The 17282-nt window shown below is 65.1% G+C and carries 15 protein-coding genes and 1 tRNA gene; 11 read left to right on the top strand and 5 right to left on the bottom strand.

Annotated elements, in window-relative coordinates; all coding sequences use genetic code 11:
• Positions 1-5: 5 nt before the first annotated feature.
• The 4 genes from CIT37_RS19095 to CIT37_RS19080 all read right to left on the bottom strand — a co-directional run bounded on the left by CIT37_RS19095 (position 6) and on the right by CIT37_RS19080 (position 4529).
• On the bottom strand, positions 6-593 hold the full coding sequence (locus CIT37_RS19095; protein WP_161966433.1) for a NuoB/complex I 20 kDa subunit family protein: 588 nt from the start codon (positions 591-593) through the stop codon (positions 6-8).
• A complete protein-coding gene (locus tag CIT37_RS19090) occupies positions 584-949 on the bottom strand; it encodes an NADH-quinone oxidoreductase subunit A (RefSeq protein WP_018320139.1) in 366 nt (121 codons plus the stop codon). Before CIT37_RS19090 ends, CIT37_RS19095 begins: the two co-directional genes overlap by 10 nt.
• A gap of 634 nt (positions 950-1583) precedes the next feature.
• Positions 1584-3839 (bottom strand): TonB-dependent siderophore receptor, encoded by a 2256-nt coding sequence (locus tag CIT37_RS19085; RefSeq protein WP_161966432.1) that lies wholly within the window; start codon positions 3837-3839, stop codon positions 1584-1586.
• 177 nt (positions 3840-4016) lie between these two features.
• Positions 4017-4529 (bottom strand): MarR family winged helix-turn-helix transcriptional regulator, encoded by a 513-nt coding sequence (locus tag CIT37_RS19080; protein WP_038948739.1) that lies wholly within the window; start codon positions 4527-4529, stop codon positions 4017-4019.
• A gap of 211 nt (positions 4530-4740) precedes the next feature.
• Here CIT37_RS19080 and CIT37_RS19075 point away from each other — a divergent pair, with 211 nt between their 5' ends.
• From CIT37_RS19075 to pepT, 6 genes are all read left to right on the top strand, one after another.
• Positions 4741-5931, top strand: coding sequence for an aromatic ring-hydroxylating dioxygenase subunit alpha (locus tag CIT37_RS19075; RefSeq protein ID WP_028141453.1), 1191 nt, complete (start codon positions 4741-4743; stop codon positions 5929-5931).
• A gap of 60 nt (positions 5932-5991) precedes the next feature.
• Positions 5992-7287, top strand: a complete 1296-nt coding sequence (locus tag CIT37_RS19070) for a spinster family MFS transporter (protein ID WP_028141452.1) — start codon at positions 5992-5994, stop codon at positions 7285-7287.
• 143 nt (positions 7288-7430) lie between these two features.
• Positions 7431-7634 (top strand): hypothetical protein, encoded by a 204-nt coding sequence (locus CIT37_RS19065; RefSeq protein WP_028141451.1) that lies wholly within the window; start codon positions 7431-7433, stop codon positions 7632-7634.
• A 159-nt stretch (positions 7635-7793) separates the two neighbouring features.
• Positions 7794-7870: transfer RNA gene (locus CIT37_RS19060), tRNA-Asp, on the top strand.
• Between the two features lie 203 nt (positions 7871-8073).
• Positions 8074-8403 (top strand): HU family DNA-binding protein, encoded by a 330-nt coding sequence (locus CIT37_RS19055; RefSeq protein WP_028141450.1) that lies wholly within the window; start codon positions 8074-8076, stop codon positions 8401-8403.
• A gap of 102 nt (positions 8404-8505) precedes the next feature.
• Complete coding sequence (gene pepT, locus CIT37_RS19050; protein WP_028141449.1) at positions 8506-9756, top strand: peptidase T; 1251 nt, start codon at positions 8506-8508, stop codon at positions 9754-9756.
• Between the two features lie 57 nt (positions 9757-9813).
• On the opposite strand, the gene CIT37_RS19045 is transcribed toward pepT, so the two are convergent.
• Positions 9814-10701: a hypothetical protein gene (locus CIT37_RS19045; RefSeq protein ID WP_095425436.1), complete on the bottom strand. Its 888-nt coding sequence runs from the start codon at positions 10699-10701 to the stop codon at positions 9814-9816.
• 350 nt (positions 10702-11051) lie between these two features.
• Between CIT37_RS19045 and CIT37_RS19040 the strand changes: the two genes are divergently transcribed.
• From CIT37_RS19040 to CIT37_RS19020, 5 genes are all read left to right on the top strand, one after another.
• On the top strand, positions 11052-11285 hold the full coding sequence (locus CIT37_RS19040; RefSeq protein WP_028141447.1) for a hypothetical protein: 234 nt from the start codon (positions 11052-11054) through the stop codon (positions 11283-11285).
• A gap of 120 nt (positions 11286-11405) precedes the next feature.
• On the top strand, positions 11406-11768 hold the full coding sequence (locus tag CIT37_RS19035; RefSeq protein ID WP_028141446.1) for a hypothetical protein: 363 nt from the start codon (positions 11406-11408) through the stop codon (positions 11766-11768).
• 55 nt (positions 11769-11823) lie between these two features.
• Positions 11824-13098, top strand: a complete 1275-nt coding sequence (ihpA, locus tag CIT37_RS19030; RefSeq protein WP_028141445.1) for a divalent metal ion exporter subunit IhpA — start codon at positions 11824-11826, stop codon at positions 13096-13098.
• Complete coding sequence (gene ihpB / locus CIT37_RS19025; protein ID WP_028141444.1) at positions 13095-14069, top strand: divalent metal ion exporter adaptor subunit IhpB; 975 nt, start codon at positions 13095-13097, stop codon at positions 14067-14069. Before ihpA ends, ihpB begins: the two co-directional genes overlap by 4 nt.
• Entirely contained in the window at positions 14062-17280 is a 3219-nt protein-coding gene (locus CIT37_RS19020; RefSeq protein ID WP_095425435.1) for an efflux RND transporter permease subunit, read from the top strand. The genes ihpB and CIT37_RS19020 overlap by 8 nt, the downstream gene beginning before the upstream one ends.
• Positions 17281-17282 lie beyond the last annotated feature (2 nt).

Below are 17282 nucleotides of genomic sequence, written 5' to 3'. Positions count from 1 at the left end.
AAACCTTAGCGTTCGATGGTGCCGGTGCGCCGGATCTTCTTCTGCAGCAGCAGCACGCCGTAAAGCAGCGCTTCCGCCGTGGGCGGGCAGCCCGGCACATAGATGTCGATCGGCACGATGCGGTCGCAGCCGCGCACGACCGAGTAGGAATAGTGATAGTAGCCGCCGCCGTTGGCGCAGGAGCCCATCGAGATGACGTAGCGCGGTTCGGGCATCTGGTCGTAGACCTTGCGCAGCGCCGGCGCCATCTTGTTGGTCAGCGTGCCTGCGACGATCATCACGTCGGACTGGCGCGGCGAGGCACGCGGCGCGAAGCCGAAGCGCTCGACGTCGTAACGCGGCATCGACACCTGCATCATCTCGACCGCACAGCAGGCGAGACCGAAGGTCATCCACATCAGGGAGCCGGTACGGGCCCAGGTGATGAGGTCGTCGGTCGCGGCCACGAAGAAGCCCTTGTCGGACAGCTCGGAATTGACCTCGATGAAGAACGGATCATTGGCCCCGACCGGCCGGCCGGTCGACGGATCCAGGATGCCCTTGGGGGCCGGCGCGATAGCCGGACCTGTGGACGACACGGGGTTCAATCCCATTCGAGTGCTCCCTTCTTCCATTCATAGGCGAACCCGACCGTCAGCACGGCGAGGAACACCACCATGGACCAGAAGCCGGTCGCGCCAAGCTTGCCGAACGCCACCGCCCAGGGAAACAGGAACGCCACCTCGAGATCGAAGATGATGAAGAGAATGGCGACCAGATAGAAGCGGACGTCGAACTTCATGCGCGCGTCGTCGAAGGCGTTGAAACCGCACTCATACGCCGACAGCTTTTCCGGGTCCGGCTGCTGGAACGCCACGACGAAGGGCGCGATCAGCAGCACGAGGCCAATGAGGCCCGCTACCCCTATAAAGACGACGAGTGGAAGATAGTTCTGCAGAATGCCGCTCATGGCGAGCCCTTTTTCCCGCAGCCTCGGGACAGCCACGGATTCGTCCGATTTGGAATTATTCTGAGCCTTAGCGCAGTGCACCAATGGGCGCAAGACACGCTCTTTTTAGGCCCTTTGCCGCCCCCAGAACGGTGAAAATCCCGGAATCACCCCGCGCTGGTATGGAGCAGATCGCCAAGGCCAGCAAGGGCGGCCACCGTTTTGCAGGGCAGCCGTTCTGAGATTGCGGCCGCGCGAGCCAAGGCAGCTTTTTGCCATGCATTGCACGAGAAAAGCACCTGGTTTTTTGGTGCGGCAGCGCACCCAAACCGAGCTGCGGCCGCCATTAGGCCCCGACTGACTGTCACCCCGGCGACATAATGCCGAGCGCCCCGGAGCAAAGACACCTATCCACAGGCGCAAGCGATCAGACGAGCCATGCATCGCGGCGGGACGGGCCTGCCTGCTGCGAAGACAACTCGGGCTTGCGATATATTGCAGCCCGACCGGTCGCGAGCGCGGCGGCGGCGACGTGGAGGGCCGTCGCGCGCGCCGCGCTCCGATGAGCTTCGGGCTGGGGGGGCATAGCCCGGGTGCTCATCTATCTCGTGGTGGAGGACCGGCGGCACCAGATGTCAGCCGCCCTCACCTGTCCTCACCATTTGTAGGAAACGCTGGCGGTGACGCGCCGGCGGTCGCCGTAGAAGCAGGAGGTGGTCGACGCGCAACTCGCGACATACATCTTGTCGGTCACGTTGATCACGTTGAGCGCCGTCCGCCAGTTCTGCCATTCGTAATGGACCGCGAGATCGCCGAGCACCACCGCGGGAACCTCGAGGGTATTGGCAGTGTCGGCCCAGGACGCGCCGATGTAGCGAACGCCACCGCCGAAACCAAATCCTTCCAGCGGTCCGTCCTTGAAGGTGTAGTCGGCCCAGCCCGAGACCAGGAGCTCAGGCGTGTTGGTCGGTGTCTTGCCGACGAGCGTCGGATCTAGATCCTTGCTGTTGAAGAGATGATAGGCCGTGAAGGAGCCGATGAACTTCAGCTCCTTCGTGGCATTGGCCACCGCTTCGAGCTCGATACCGCGCGAGGTCACCTCGCCCGTCTGGTTCTGCAGGACTGGAACGCTGCCCGGCAATGTCGTCGCGACGTTCTGACGGACCAGATCGAACGCCGAGACCGTGAAATAACCGTCGAAGCCTTTTGGCGCGACCTTTACGCCGATTTCGGCCTGCTTGCCGGTCTCCGGCAGAAACAGCTGGTTCTGGGCGTTGAGCCCGATGATCGGATTGTAGCTCGTCGAATAGGAGACGTAGGGTGCGATGCCATTGTCGAAATTGTAGATCAGCCCGGCGCGGCCGCTGAACCTGCTGTCGTTGCGGCTCCCGACCGTGGCGCCGGTGTCACGCGTTTCCTGCGTCGTCTCGACCCAGTCATTGCGGCCACTCAGCACCAGCGTGAAGTTGCCGAGCTTCATCTGGTCCTGAAGATAAGTGCCGGCCTGCTTCTGAGTGATCAGGAAGTTCCGGAACGGAGCGGCCGGCAGTGCGACCTCGGCCGCCCCATAGGCGGGATTGAAGACGTTGATCGCGGGCACGCCGCCCCCGAAGGCCTGGTAGTCGTCGATCTGGTATCCCTTCAGGTCGACGCCGAACAGCATCGTGTGCCTGACCGGGCCCGTATTGAAGCGATACTCGAGCTGGTTGTCGAGATTGGCCTGATTGGCAGTGTTCTTTGCATACCAATTGTACCGATTGAGCGTGGCCGTGTTGATATTGGCCCAATCGTTGCCGACATAGCCGCGGTAGGTAATGTCGACATGCGCAAAGCGGGCGTTCTGACGGAACGTCAGGTCCTCGGTGAGATTGCGCGCGAACTGATAGCCGAGCATCTCCTGCTCGCGCGTGAACTTGTCGACGCTGGGATCGCCGACGAAGAAGCTGGTCGGAATCTTGCCGAACGGTGCGTTGGTCACCGTGCCCTGGTAGGGCAGGAAGTTGATGCCGCGGGTGTCCTGCTTCGAGGCCGAGGCCAGCACCGTGAAGCTCGTGTCGGCGTCCGGCTTCCAGGTGAACGATGGCGCGATGAAGTAGTTGTTGTCGGGCGTGAAGTTGACCTGCGTGCCGCCGTTCTGGACCTGGCCGACCACGCGGGCGAACAGCTTGCCGTTCTCGGGGCTGGTCGCGACCGGCCCGCCGAAATCGAAGCTGACATAGGCGTTGCCGAAATTGTTGACGCCGGTCTCGACGTAGCGGATCGGCTCGGCGGGCGGCAACTTGCTGATGACGTTGACGATGCCGCTCGGGCTCGATCCACCGTAGAGCACCGCGGACGGACCGCGCAGCACCTCGACCCGCTCCATGTTCGGCGTCTGGAGCTTCCAGCTCGCATAGGAGGTGTAGAACAGCTGCATGCCGTCGAGGAACAGTCCGATGTCCTCGGACTTGAAGCCGCGGATCAGCCACCAATCGTTGCGGGTGTCCGTGCCAAACGTTCCCGCCCGCACACCGGCGGTGTAGCGCAGGACCTCATCGAGCTTGTTCGGCTTCTGGTCGCGGATCTGCTCGGCGCCGATGACGGACACCGACTGCGGCGTCTCGATGATCGGCGTGTTGGTCTTGGTGCCGGACGAGCTGCGACCCGCGACGTAGCCGTTCACCGGGCCGCGCGGCGTCTCGACGAAGCCGACGTTGCGCTGCAGCTGCGGCCTGTTCCTGTTGGCAGTCTGCTCCGACGACCGCGGCGCGCGGCGCTGAGGGGTCGTGGCGGCGCGGCGGCGCGCTTCCGGCGCGGTGACGGTCACCGGCGGCAGGCTCGCTGCGCCACCCTGCGCGGACGATTGTGCAAGCGATGCCTGCGGCATCAAAACCCAAGCGGACGCGGTCGCCAACACGGCCGACCGCAGCATTCCCAGACTGTTCAACGCGCCACCCCGAAGCTGCATGTTCGATGCGTCATGCCGCCTGTCCCCGGACGGCATGCGCTCACCTGCGACGCTTATGGGAGGGCGCGAGAATTCCCTAATTGAAAGCTTCTTAGAAGGACTCTTAGAAGGGATCCAACCTGTCGAGAGAGCGCTGCGAGATCAGCGTGCGTTCTTCTCGCTCTCGAGCATCTCGGCGGCGATCGCCGTGAGCCGATCGACTTGACCCAGCAGCGTGTGGAACTCGGCTTCGCTCAGCTGTTCCAGCAGACGCCGGTTGCGCTCCTGCGCGCCGTCGACGATCGCATCATGCGCTGCAAGGCCCGCCGCCGTCAGCGAGATCAGCACTTCGCGGCTATCTTTCGGATTAGCCGATTTCACGATCAGCTTGCGCGAGAGCAGATTTGCCAGCGCACGGCTGATCTGTCCCTTGTCCTGGCCGACGGCCTCGGCAAGCCGCGCCACGCTCATCGGCGGCCGGCGGCCGAGCGAGGCGACGAGACCGAACTCGACCGAGGACAATCCGGTGAGGCGCTTGTAGCGCAGGATCGCACCGCGCTTGAGCAGATTGGCAAGCACCATCAGTCGCGACGACAGCATCACGGTGATCGGGGCCGACGGTTCGCTCTCGTCTGCGGGCGACGTCGCCCCGCCCCTGCTCTCGGTCTGGCTCATGATCCACCTCTGCCAAGAAAGCCCGAGCCTGCCAAGTCCGAGCCTACAAGTCTGGGCCTGCGAGCCCGAGCCTGCCAAGCCCGGCCGGCCACCTCATCAAATGCGACTAAGAGGCATTTGGAAGATCGTTGACATTGTCATCGAATTATCTTTCACTGGATCCAAGGCATCGAAAAGGCCCGGCCATCACGGCCAAAGCGGGAGGACCAGCATGACCATCACCCAGCGGGATCGTGATCTCGGCACGGCCTATGCGATGAAGCCGGCGCACACCCGCACCGAGCTGACCTCGGTCGTGCGCGGCACGCCGATGGGCGAACTGCTGCGCCGTTACTGGCACCCGGTCGGGCTCGTCGGTGACGCCACCGACACACCGAGGAAGGTGCGCGCTCTGGGTGAGGATCTGGTGCTGTTCCGCGACAAGCATGGCCGCGCCGGCCTCTTGCACGCCCGCTGCTGCCACCGCGGCACTACGCTCTACTATGGCAAGGTCGAGGAGGACGGCATCCGTTGCTGCTATCACGGCTGGAAGTTCGACACCGAGGGCCACTGCCTGGAGCAGCCCTGCGAGCCCGACGGCGGCCAGTTCAAGGACAAGGTGCGCCAGCCCTGGTATCCAGTCGAGGAACGCTACGGACTGATCTTCGCCTATATGGGCCCGGCCGAGAAACGCCCGGTGCTGCCGGCTTACGAATGCCTGGAGACAATGGACGACGGCGAGCTGGTCGAGGCCGATGATTCCTCGATCGGCGGCGGTGGCCCCGCCATCATTCCGTGCAACTGGCTGCAGCATTTCGAGAACGTGGTCGATCCCTATCACGTGCCGGTGCTGCACGGCTCGTTCTCGGGCCCGCAATTCACCAACATGATGGCGTCGATCCCGGAGGTGACGTTCGAGAAATCGCCGCGCGGCGTCCTGGTCCGCTCCGAGCGCAAGCAGGACGACGGCAAGGTATTCTATCGCGTCAGCGAGGCTGCGCTGCCGACCTTACGCGTCGTGCCGAACCCGCGCGTCGCGCAGTTCGCGCGCGTCGAGTCGATCGGCTGGGTCCTTCCGATCGACGACGGCTCCTTCCGGATCTATGTCGCCGGCCGCGTCCAGGCTCCCGGCGACATCAGCCGCATGCGCTCGAAGTTCAACGGCAAGTTCTGGTGGGACATGACCGAGCAAGAGCACCAGCAATTTCCGGGCGATTACGAGGCCCAGGTCGGCCAGGGCGAGGTCACCGTTCATTCCGAGGAGCATTTCGGCCAGAGCGACCGCGGCATCCTGTTGATCCGGCGCATGCTGAGCGACCAGCTCGATGCGCTCGCCGCGGGCCGCGATCCGATCGGCGTCTCGTTCGATGCCGGCGCGCCTCCGGTCGCATTCGAAGCGGGGAATTACATCCGCGAAGGCTGATCTACCAGCTCCAAACGGAGCTGGACCGACAACGATAACAACGACAGATTGGGGGAAGCGATGGTCGATGTGACGTCACAGATGTCGGTGCAAACGGCTGCCGCGGCAAAGCCCCCGGCGCGGCGCTATTACGTGCTGGGGCTGCTCACCATCATCTACGCGCTGAACTTCCTCGACCGCACGATCTTCAACGTGCTGATCGAGCCGATCAAGAAGGAGTTCGCCCTCAGCGACACCATGATGGGCCTGCTCGCGGGCTTCGGCTTTGCGCTGTTCTATTCCCTGCTCGGCATTCCCATTGCGCGTGTTGCCGACCGGCTCAACCGCCGCAACATCGTGGCGTTGGCCTTTGCGTTCTGGAGCGCGATGACCGCGCTGTGCGGCGCGGCCACCAGCGTAACCTCGCTGGCGCTGGCGCGCATCGGCGTCGGCGTCGGCGAATCCGCGGGCTCGCCGGCCTCGCAATCGATCGTCGCCGACCTCTTCGCCAAGAATGAGCGCCCGCGCGCGCTCGGCATCTACGCCATCGGCACCTATCTCGGCGTCTTCCTCGGCTATTTCATCGGCGGCTACGTCAACCAGCACTATGGCTGGCGGATGGCCTTCTATGTCGCTGGCCTGCCCGGCATCCTGCTCGCACTGGTGCTGTGGCTGACGATCTCCGAGCCGAAGCGCGGCGCGATGCAGGAGAGTTTCGTGCCCGAGCCGCTCGGGCCGACGCTGCGCTTTCTCGCCTCGCAGCGCAGCTTCATCATCGTCCTGATCGGCTTCTGCCTCACCACCTACACGAACTACGCGACCGCGGCCTGGATCCCGCCGTTCCTGGCCCGCGTGCATCATCTGTCGAGCGCCGAGATCGGCACCTATGCCGGCACCTTCAAGGGCCTGGCCGGCATGGCCGGTACCCTGCTCGGCGGTTTCGTCGTGGCGCAGGTCAGCCGCCGCGACGACCGCTGGAAGCTGTGGGCGCCCGCGATCACCTCGGGACTCGCCGGGCCGGTGTTCGCGCTGTGCATGCTGACGCAGGATTTCGCGATGATGGTCGCCATGCTCGCGCTGACCTCGTTCCTGGTCGGCTTCCATCTCGGCCCGATCTTCGCGATCGCGCAGACGGTGGCCAAGCCCAGCATGCGCGCGCTCGCCTCCGCGCTGATTGCGCTCACCGCCACCTGCTTCGGCCAGGGCGTCGGCCCGCTCGCGGTCGGCATGGTCAATGACGCGCTGAAGGGCAGTTATGGCGCAGAGGCCGTGCGCTATTCCCTGCTCTCGGCGGCGGTCACGACCACGCTCGGCGCACTCCTGTTCATCTGGGCCGCCCGCGCGATCCGGGACGACATCGGCCGTGCCGCGGCCTGAGACCGGCCCGGTTGGGCCCGCCCGGCGAAACAGGCCGGGCGGCGAGATGAAACCATTTTGCGGAACCCGCGAAACCATCCGGAAACAGATGGTCCTTAAGACATGAGCCCATAGACGGCGGCAAAGCCCGTCGGGAGGCTCAGATGAACCACTCAATTCACTCTGCTGATCGTGCGACCCACCTGAAGATCGTGGTGGTGGCGCTGGTGGCTGGCATCACAGTGGCGGCCTTCGGGATCGCAGCCCGCACCAATGCCGATTACAGCCAGTCCGCCCAGTCCACCCACGTGATCAAGGCCGGCAAGCCGGTGGTGGTGACGAGCGCCGGCACGTCCGAGATTCGCTGAAAGGTCCTCTTCCGGGCTGACCGATGGCCGCCTCCGGGCGGCCTTTTCGTTTTCCAGAGCAATGCTTAGCCGAGATACACCGTGCCAGCGCAACGTCCTTGACTTCACTCAGCCCCGCCTTTAATTCCCCCCTCGTTCCGCGCGCATCGAGCGAACCACGCGGGAGTAGCTCAGTTGGTTAGAGCGCCGGCCTGTCACGCCGGAGGTCGCGGGTTCGAGCCCCGTCTCTCGCGCCATTTTGGCAACCCCTTCATAGTCTTAGCTTGAACTTCTCGACTTCTGCCGCATCTGCGCCGGCGATTCCCTGCCGCTGGCGGGAACTCTCGGCATAGTCAGCCCGCGCCCGAATCGTCTACGTCTCAAAGGACTTAGAGGGATCCCCACGCATTCTCGGCTTTTCCAGGGATTCCCTGTCATTGGACAACCGGGGAGGCCAGTCATGGCTAAGAAGGATTCGGCCAAGAAGGATTCGGCGAAGAAGGCAGCCGCTCCCGCCACCATCACGCTCAAGCAGCTCGCCGCCGATATCGCCGAGAGCCAGGATCTGTCGAAAAAGCACGCCGAGGCGGTCCTGACCGACATGGTCGACTTGATCGCCAAGCACCTCAGGAAGGGCGACCGGGTCCGCATCGTCGGGCTCGGCATCCTCCAGGTCCGCAAGCGCGCCGCCCGAACCGGCCGCAATCCCGCCACCGGCGAGCCGATCCACATCAAGGCCAGCAAGAAGGTCACCTTCCGCCCGGTCAAGGAACTGAAAGAGGCGATCTGAGGCTACTCTTCGTTAAGCCTGATCCCACCTCCTTCCTGCCGCAACGCGGCCCGCTTTTCTGGTATACCGGCTGCTTCCCTGACCCCGGCGGTTTGACCAGAAATGTCCTCCCTCACCTTTTCGCATACCGTGACCGAGCGCTTCCTGCGCTACGTCACCATCGACACCCAGTCCGATCCGGAATCCCCTCACTCGCCCTCGACCGAGAAGCAGAAGGATCTCGGCCGCGTGCTCGCCGCCGAGCTGAAGGCCATGGGCGTCGCGGACGCGCATCTCGACGATTACGGCTACGTCTACGGAACGATCCCGGCCAACACCGACAAGAAGGTGCCGGTGATCTGCTTCTGCTCGCACATGGACACTTCGCCCGACGTCACCGGCAAGGACGTGAAGCCGCAAGTTCTGAGGAACTATCGCGGCGGCGACATCACCCTGCCGGGCGATGCCAGCCAAGTGATCCGCTTCAATGAGCATCCCGCGCTGAAGAACCAGATCGGCAACGACATCATCACCACCGACGGCACCACGCTGCTGGGCGCCGACAACAAGGCGGGCGTTGCCGAGATCATGGATGCAGCGCACTTCTTCATCAACAATCCCGATGTGAAGCACGGCACCATCAAGATCCTGTTCACGCCGGACGAGGAGATCGGCCGCGGCGTCGACAATGTCGACATCAACAAGCTGGGTGCCGATTTCGGCTACACCATGGACGGCGAAAGCGCCGGCTGCGTCGAGGACGAGACCTTCTCGGCCGACGGCGCCACCATCACCATCAACGGCGTCAGCGCCCATCCCGGCTACGCCAAGGGCAAGATGGAGCACGCGATCAAGATCGCGGCCGCCATCGTCGAGCGGCTGCCGAAGGAAGGCTGCTCGCCGGAGACGACCTCGGGCAAGCAGGGCTTTCTGCATCCGATCGGCATCGAGGGTGCGCTGGAACAGGCGAGGCTCTCGTTCATCGTCCGCGACTTCACCGAGGAAGGGCTGAAGGAGAAGGAGGTCCTGCTCGAGACCATCGTCAAGGACGTGATGAAGGACTATCCGCGCTCGACCTACACGTTCGAGGTGCGGGAGCAGTACCGCAACATGAAGCAGGTGATCGACCGTCACCCGCACGTGCTCGAATACGCTATCGAGGCGATCCGCCGCGCCGGCCTGCGCCCGATGCGCACCGCGATCCGCGGTGGCACCGACGGCTCGCGCCTGTCTTTCATGGGCCTGCCCTGCCCCAACATCTTTGCCGGCGAGCACGCGTTTCATTCGCGGCTCGAATGGGTCAGCCGGCAGGACATGGAAAAAGCCGTGCAGACCATCGTGCATCTCGCGATGATCTGGGAGGAGAAAGCCTGAAACTTCCTGCAGGCGTCCGTTATGGCCGGGTTTGCGCCCGGCCATTTGTTTTGGAACCTACGGCACCGGCATTGCGCGCGGGCTGCGGTGGAAGCGATTTGAGCTCGCCATCCAGTTCGGCAACGGCTCTCCGTCACGATGCCGTCCGCCAGCGACAGCCGCAGCCCAAGCCACCGCGGCGCCGATCAGGGTCGCGGCTGCGACCGAGAAGGCCACGATGATCGCGTTGCGCCGCGCGCGGTTGATGGCCGTCTTCGAGTCTGCGATCAGCACATCGACGCGCCGTTCGGCGTCAGGGGCCGCCAGTCCCGTTGCTGCGGCAACCTGCTGCACGAGGTAGGTCCGGTCATCGGCGCTGACGCCGCTGTGGCTGGATGACGTCATGAGGACACGCCCCGCTTCGGCGCGGGCTTCCCTCAGATCCGTGTTTGGCGCGCGGCGGGGCGCGCGGAACAGCTTGTCGAGCTCATAGCTCAGCAGCGGCTCGGCCGCGGAGGTATTGCTCGCCGAGCTGCGCATCGGCGAACGGTCGATCGCAGCAGCGCCAAGAAGCGCCAGCAGAGCTGCACCAGCCAGCACGGCCAATGCCCAGGCGGTCAGGCCATGCAGCCCGTCGCGCCGCTCGCCATCATCCTCGATCGTTGCAAGCGCAGGCGCCGGTCGCGTCGTCCGGCCAGCGATGTAGCCGCCGAAGCCGAAGCTGATGATTGCCTGGACGATCAGATAGAGCCCGGAGAGCAGCGCCAGCGCCGCCGAGGCATCGCGCCAAGTCGGCGAGGCCGAACTGACACCCAAGCCGACCGCGACACCGAAGCCGACCAGAATGAACGACATTGCGCCGGCGGCGAGAGCGCCTGCGAGCACCGAGCTCCACTGGATGGTCCGGCGGTCGTCGGCAGCCGTGGCACCGTGCTCCATCATGTTGTCGCGTACGAGGGTTTCCATTGCCGTTCTCTCAGCGCAGGCCGAAGAACGACAGGATCGCCATGACCACGACGATCAAGCCGATGAGATAAATCAGTCCGTCCATAGTCCCGTCCTCCTCAGTTTCTCCTGCTCGCTAAATCGCGAGATATGAGGAACGTTCCTAATTCGGCATCAATTGCGGAACGAACCGGCGAGACGGGCGTTGCCTGTTCGAGTCCCAAGGATGAAGATTGTGAGCACGAAGGCCTCAGCCGGTCAGCCCCGGGCTGGGGCCTTCCTTTTGCGCTTCCTGTCCTATGTTAGCGACGCCGGCTCTGCGATCATAAAGGATGCCACCGGGGCGGAACCTCCGGATCGGGGAGAGCCGCGTGGACCGCAGAACGGCGTGCCTTCATCAGGCAGATGCATTTCGGGAAAAGGCGATCGCCGATCCCGAGCAGCACGACAGATGGGTCAATGAAGCCATCAAATGGCTGGAGCGGGCGATGGAAGCCGGCCGTTGCGCAATCGTCTCGGCCGAAGCCGGCGACACCGGCGATTTTCCAGAGGTGGCATGCGAAGCAGCAGCCGACGCTCAACTGGGCCTGATCACGCGCCAATGAGACGCGTGTTGGCGTTTGCGGCCAGCACTGCGGCAATTCTTCAAGGGACGTAACAATGTTGCAGGTCGACACTGTTCCCACCCCCATGCTAGGCCGGGCACAGACCGCCAGAGTGACGTCGTGCCCGCGAACCGCCAGCCCTCAGGAACTTGCCGCCGGCGCAACTGGCGCGGGCTGCTGTCTGTGCTGATCGCGGCTGTCTACCTGCTGGCGAGCGCGCTGCATGGCTCGCACGACATCGACGTCACCACGCCGGGCGGCGGCTCGGAGATCGCAGCGGTCCTCGATGGCCCCACGGGCCACAGCGACCACAAGGCCATCGGCGGACATCATTGCCATGGCTGCTTCTCGCTGACGGTGACACAGCCGGCGCCGGCGGCCGTTTCGGTCGCGCTTGCATCCGCATCCAGCCCGCAGCCTGCACCCCGGCTCGCCGGAATTACCCCCGATACCGATTCCCCGCCTCCCAAACATATTGCCTGAACGGATTGGTCGGGGCGTCCGCGCCCATTAGGTTCATCCTTCACAGGTCGGTTTTATGTTGCGCAGGAGAATGGCCGCGCGCCTGGCGTGCGCGGTGGCGTGTCTGATTGCTGGATCGGCGATTGCGCCGTCGCACGCCCAGACTTTGACGATGCGGAGCGCGCTGTCGCGCGCGCTGGCCGCGAGCCCACGGCTGACTGCGGCGGAGCGCGACGTCGGCATCGCCACGGGCCAGCGCATCCAGGCGGGCGCCCTGCTCAATCCGGAACTGTCCTACGAGCAGGACGATTCATTCGGCTCCGGCAAATATCGCGGGACCCGATCGGCCGAGACCACGCTCCAGATCAGCCAGGCCTTTGAGCTGTTCGGCAAGCGCGACGCGCGGATCGCGGCCGGCGCGGCCGGGATCGAGGTCGCCGCGATCCAGCGCAAGGCGGTCAGGCTGGAGGTGCTGTCGGAGACCGCGATCGCCTTCCTCAGCGTGCTCGGCGCGCAGCGGCGCATCCAGATCCTCGACGAGCAGATTGCGGCGATCGACCGCTTGACGCCGCTCCTGCGCCGCCGCGTCGAGGCCGGCGCCTCCTCGCCGGCCGAGACTGGCCGCGCCGAAGTGGCCTCAGCCCTGGTGAAGGCCGACCGCGAACGCTTCAAGGCAACGCTGGCCAGCGCCCGGCGCGAGCTTGCCGTGCTGATGGGCGACGCATCCGCGAAATTCGGCGAGGTCTCCGGCCGTCTCGACACCATGGGCAAGCCGCCGACGTTCCAGTCGGTGGTCGCCGCCATCGATGCCAATCCGCAGCTGGTGCGCTGGACCGCCGTCTTCGCCCAGCGCAATGCCGAGCTGCTGCTGGCCCGGCTCAAGCCCTATCCGGACGTGCGGATCGCCGCCGGCTGGCGCCACTTCAACGAGACCAATGACGATGCGGTGCGGCTCTCCCTCTCGGTGCCGATCCCCGTGTTCGACCAGAACCAGGGCAATATCCTCTCGGCGCAGGAAAGCCTCGCCAAGACCAAGGCCGAGCGCGAGGCCAACCGCAACACCTTGATCGTGATTGCCGGCCGCGCCTACGACTCGTTGCAGGGCTCGCTGCGCGAGCTCGCCGTGCTGCGTGAGACCGCCATTCCCAAGGCCGTCGAGGCGTCCGAGGCGATTTCGCAAGGCTACGGCCAGGGCCGCTTCACCCTGCTCGAGGTACTCGACGCCGAGGCGAGCGTCACCCAGGCGCGGCTGCGCGAGCAGGAGGCGCTTCAGAATTTCCACGCAGGCGTTGCGACCATCGAAGGTCTCGTCGGCAATCCCTTCACGCTGGCGCGGGAGAGCGCACGATGAAGACGTCCTCCACCATTCTCGTCGCCATCGTTGCCGCCGCGCTCGGCGCTTACGGCTATTCCCTGCTCGCGCCGGCCACGCCCGCGCATACCGAGCACACTGAGCATTCCGAAAAGAAGCCGAACGACCATGTCGAGCAGGATGAGCATGGTGCCGACCGCATCCGCATCTCCGACGTCAAGCTGGCGGCCGCGGGCGTCACGCTCGCCGAGGCCGCGAGCGCGACCCTGACCGACACGCTCGCCTTCAATGGCATTCTGCGTGCCAACCAGGAAGCCGTGGTGCAGGTGACGCCGCGCTTTCCGGGCCTCGCCAAATCGATCCAGAAGCGCATCGGCGACAAGGTCGGCAAGGACGATCTGCTCGCCGCGATCGAGAGCAACCAGAGCCTCACCGTCTACGAGCTGAAAGCTCCCATTGCCGGAACCATCATCGAGCGACAAATCTCGCTCGGCGAATATGCCTCCGAACAGAAGCCGGCCTTCGTCGTCGCCGACCTCTCGACCATCTGGGTCGACCTGTCGATCTATCGGCAGGATCTCCGGCGCGTCCACCTCAACGACGAGGTGCTGATCGATCCCGACGATGGCCGCGGCGAGATCAAGGGCACGATCTCCTACATGGCGCCGATCGGCTCCAGCGAGACCCAGACAGCGCTTGCACGCGTGGTGCTGCAAAATCCGGATGGCCGCCTGCGGCCCGGCCTGTTCGTCACGGCGAGGCTGATCCTCGCCGCGCGCAACGTCGCGGTCGCCGTACGCCGCAGCGCGATCCAGACGCTGGAGAACCGGACCATCGTGTTCGTCCGCGAGGACGGCGACAAGATCGAGGCACGCCCGGTTGAAACAGGGGATTCCGATCCGCGCCATGTCGAGATCAAGGCCGGCCTGTCGGCCGGCGAGCACTACGTCGCCGAGAACAGCTTCGTCGTGAAGGCGGAGATGGGCAAGGGCGAGGCCGAACATGATTGAGCGCCTCATCGCCGTCTCGCTGCATCAGCGCTGGCTGGTCCTCCTGTTCGCGCTCGGCGCCATTGCTTTCGGGGCCTGGAATTTCCAGCGCCTTCCCATCGACGCGGTGCCTGACATCACCAACATCCAGGTCCAGATCAACACCCGCGCGCCCGGCTATTCGCCGCTCGAGACCGAGCAGCGCATCACCTTCCCCGTCGAGACCGCGATGGGCGGCCTGCCCAAGCTCGACTATACCCGCTCGCTGTCGCGCTACGGCCTCAGCCAAGTGACGGTCGTCTTCAAGGACGGCACCGACATCTTTTTCGCCCGCCAGCTCGTCGGCGAACGCATCCAGCAGGTGAAAGACCAGCTTCCGGCTGGCGTCGAGGTCGCGATGGGCCCGGTCTCGACCGGGCTCGGCGAGATCTTCATGTACACCGTGGAAGCCAAGACGGGCGCGAAGACGCAAGGCGGTCACGACTATTCGTTGACCGATTTGCGCACCGTGCAGGACTGGATCATCAAGCCGCAGCTTCGCAACGTGCCAGGGGTGATCGAGGTCAACACCATCGGCGGCTTCGAGCGGCAATTCCACGTGCTGCCGGACCCGGGCAAACTGATGGCCTACCGGCTCGGCTTTCGCGACGTCATGACGGCGCTCGCCGCCAACAACGCCAATGTCGGCGCCGGCTATATCGAGCGCAACGGCGAGCAATATCTGGTTCGCTCCCCCGGCCAGGTCGGCAATATCAGCGAGATCCAGGACATCGTCATCGGCTCGCGCGGCGGAAATCCCGTCAGGATCAGGGATGTCGCGACCGTCACGGAAGGCCGCGATCTCCGCACGGGCGCGGCGACGCGCGATGGCGAGGAGACCGTGCTCGGCACCGCCATGCTGCTGATCGGCGAGAATAGCCGCACAGTGGCCCGCCGCGTCGCGGCCCGGCTCGAGGACATCGCCAAATCGCTGCCCGATGGCGTCGTGACGCGAACCGTCTACGACCGCACCGATCTGGTCGAAGCCACCATCCGTACCGTCAGGAACAACCTCCTCGAAGGCGCCGCCCTGGTGGTGGCGGTGCTGTTCCTGATCCTCGGCAACATCCGCGCCGCCCTCGTGGTGGCCTGCGTCATTCCGCTGTCCATGTCGATGACGATCACCGGCATGGTCGAGACGAAAGTCAGCGCGAACCTGATGAGCCTCGGCGCGATCGACTTTGGCATCGTCGTCGACGGTGCCGTGATCATCGTCGAGAATTGCCTGCGCATGCTGGCCGCGGCCCAGCGCGAGAAAGGCGGCCTGCTCACGACCTCTGAGCGGCTCCGTGCGATCCTGCGCGGGTCCAGCGAGGTGATCAAGCCGAGCCTGTTCGGAACGCTGATCATCGCCGTGGTCTATCTGCCCGTGCTGACGCTGACGGGCGTCGAGGGCAAGATGTTCACGCCGATGGCGCTGACAGTGCTGATGGCGCTGGGCGCCGCGGTGCTGTTCTCCATCACCTTCGTGCCGGCGGCCGTCGCCATCTTCGTCACCGGCAAGGTGTCCGAGCACGAAAACCTGTTCATGCGCATGGCCAAGCGCGCCTACCTCCCCCTGCTCCGCTTTGCCATCGACAACCGGCTCGCGGTCGCCGTCATGGCCGCATTCATCGTGGTCGCAAGCGGCATCGCCGCTTCGCGAATGGGCGGCGAGTTCATTCCGAGCCTGGACGAAGGCGACGTCGCGCTGGCCTCGATCCGGATTCCCGGCACCAGTCTGACGCAATCGCTGGACCTGCAGAAGGCGCTGGAAAAGCGCATCACGCAGATTCCGGAGGTGAAGGAGTTCTTCACCCGCATCGGCACCGCCGAGATCGCGACCGATCCGATGTCGCCGGCGCAGACGGATGGCTACATCATGCTGAAGCCGCGCGCCGAATGGCCCGACCCGGGCAAATCGAAATCGGAGGTGATCGAAGCGATCGACAAGGCCGCCGACGACATTCCCGGCAGCGCCTATGAGATCTCCCAGCCGATCCAGTTCCGCGTCAACGAGCTGATCTCGGGGGTGCGCAGCGACGTCGGCGTCAAGATCTTCGGCGATGACCTCGACATCCTGCAAGGCGCCGCCAAGCAGGTCGAGGCCGCGATCCGCGGCGTCCGCGGCGCCAGCGACGTCAAGATCGAGCAGGTCGCAGGGCTTCCGATCCTCACCGTCCGCCTCGATCGCCAGGCGCTCGCCCGCTACGGCCTCAGCGTCGGTGAGGTGCAGGGCATCGTCGAGATCGCCGTCGGCGGCAAGTCGGCCGGCAAGCTGTTCGAGGGCGACCGCCGCTTCGAGATCGTGGTTCGCCTGCCGGAGCATCTACGCGGCAATCTCGAGGCGATCCGGGCGATCCCGATCCCTCTGCCGCCCGGCGAGGACGCAGCAACCGGCACGGCCGTTCGCACCGCGCTGTCCGCCTCCCCGCTCACCCAGATGCGCTATGTGCCGCTGTCGTCGGTCGCAACCGTGGATGCCACGCCCGGCCCGAACCAGATCAGCCGCGAGAACGGCAAGCGGCGCATCGTCGTCACGGCCAATGTCCGCGCGCGCGACCTCGGCTCCTTCGTGGCCGAAGCCGAGACGGCGGTCGCGGAGAAGGTCAAGCTGCCACCCGGCTACTGGATCGGCTGGGGCGGCCAGTTCGAACAGTTGGTCTCCGCGACAAAACGGCTGATGATCGTGGTGCCGGTGGCGCTGCTGCTGGTGTTCCTGCTGCTGTTCATGGGCATGGGGTCGGCGGCGGACGCAGCGCTGGTGTTTTCCGGCGTGCCGCTGGCGCTGACCGGCGGCGTCGCCGCGCTCTTGCTGCGCGGTATTCCGCTTTCCATCAGCGCCGGCGTCGGCTTCATCGCGCTGTCGGGCGTCGCTGTCCTCAACGGCCTCGTCATCATCGCCTTCATCGAGCGCCTGCGCAGCGAGGGGCGGCCCATCGCGGACGCCGTGCGCGAGGGGGCGCTGACGCGGCTGCGCCCGGTGCTGATGACCGCGCTGGTCGCCTCGCTCGGCTTCGTGCCGATGGCGCTCGCGACCGGTGCCGGCGCCGAGGTGCAGCGGCCGCTGGCGACCGTGGTGATCGGCGGTATCATCTCCTCGACCGTGCTGACATTGCTGGTGCTGCCCGCGCTCTACGTGCTGTTCCGCCGTGACGTCGCAAACGAAACGCCTACAATGGCAGCTGATTTGGCGACGTCCGGGGAGCGCTAGAA

The sequence above is a fragment of the Bradyrhizobium ottawaense genome, assembly GCF_002278135.3.
GTDB classification, from domain to species: domain Bacteria; phylum Pseudomonadota; class Alphaproteobacteria; order Rhizobiales; family Xanthobacteraceae; genus Bradyrhizobium; species Bradyrhizobium ottawaense.
Note: the sequence above shows the minus strand (reverse complement) of the source record. Positions and strands in the feature narration are given on the sequence as shown.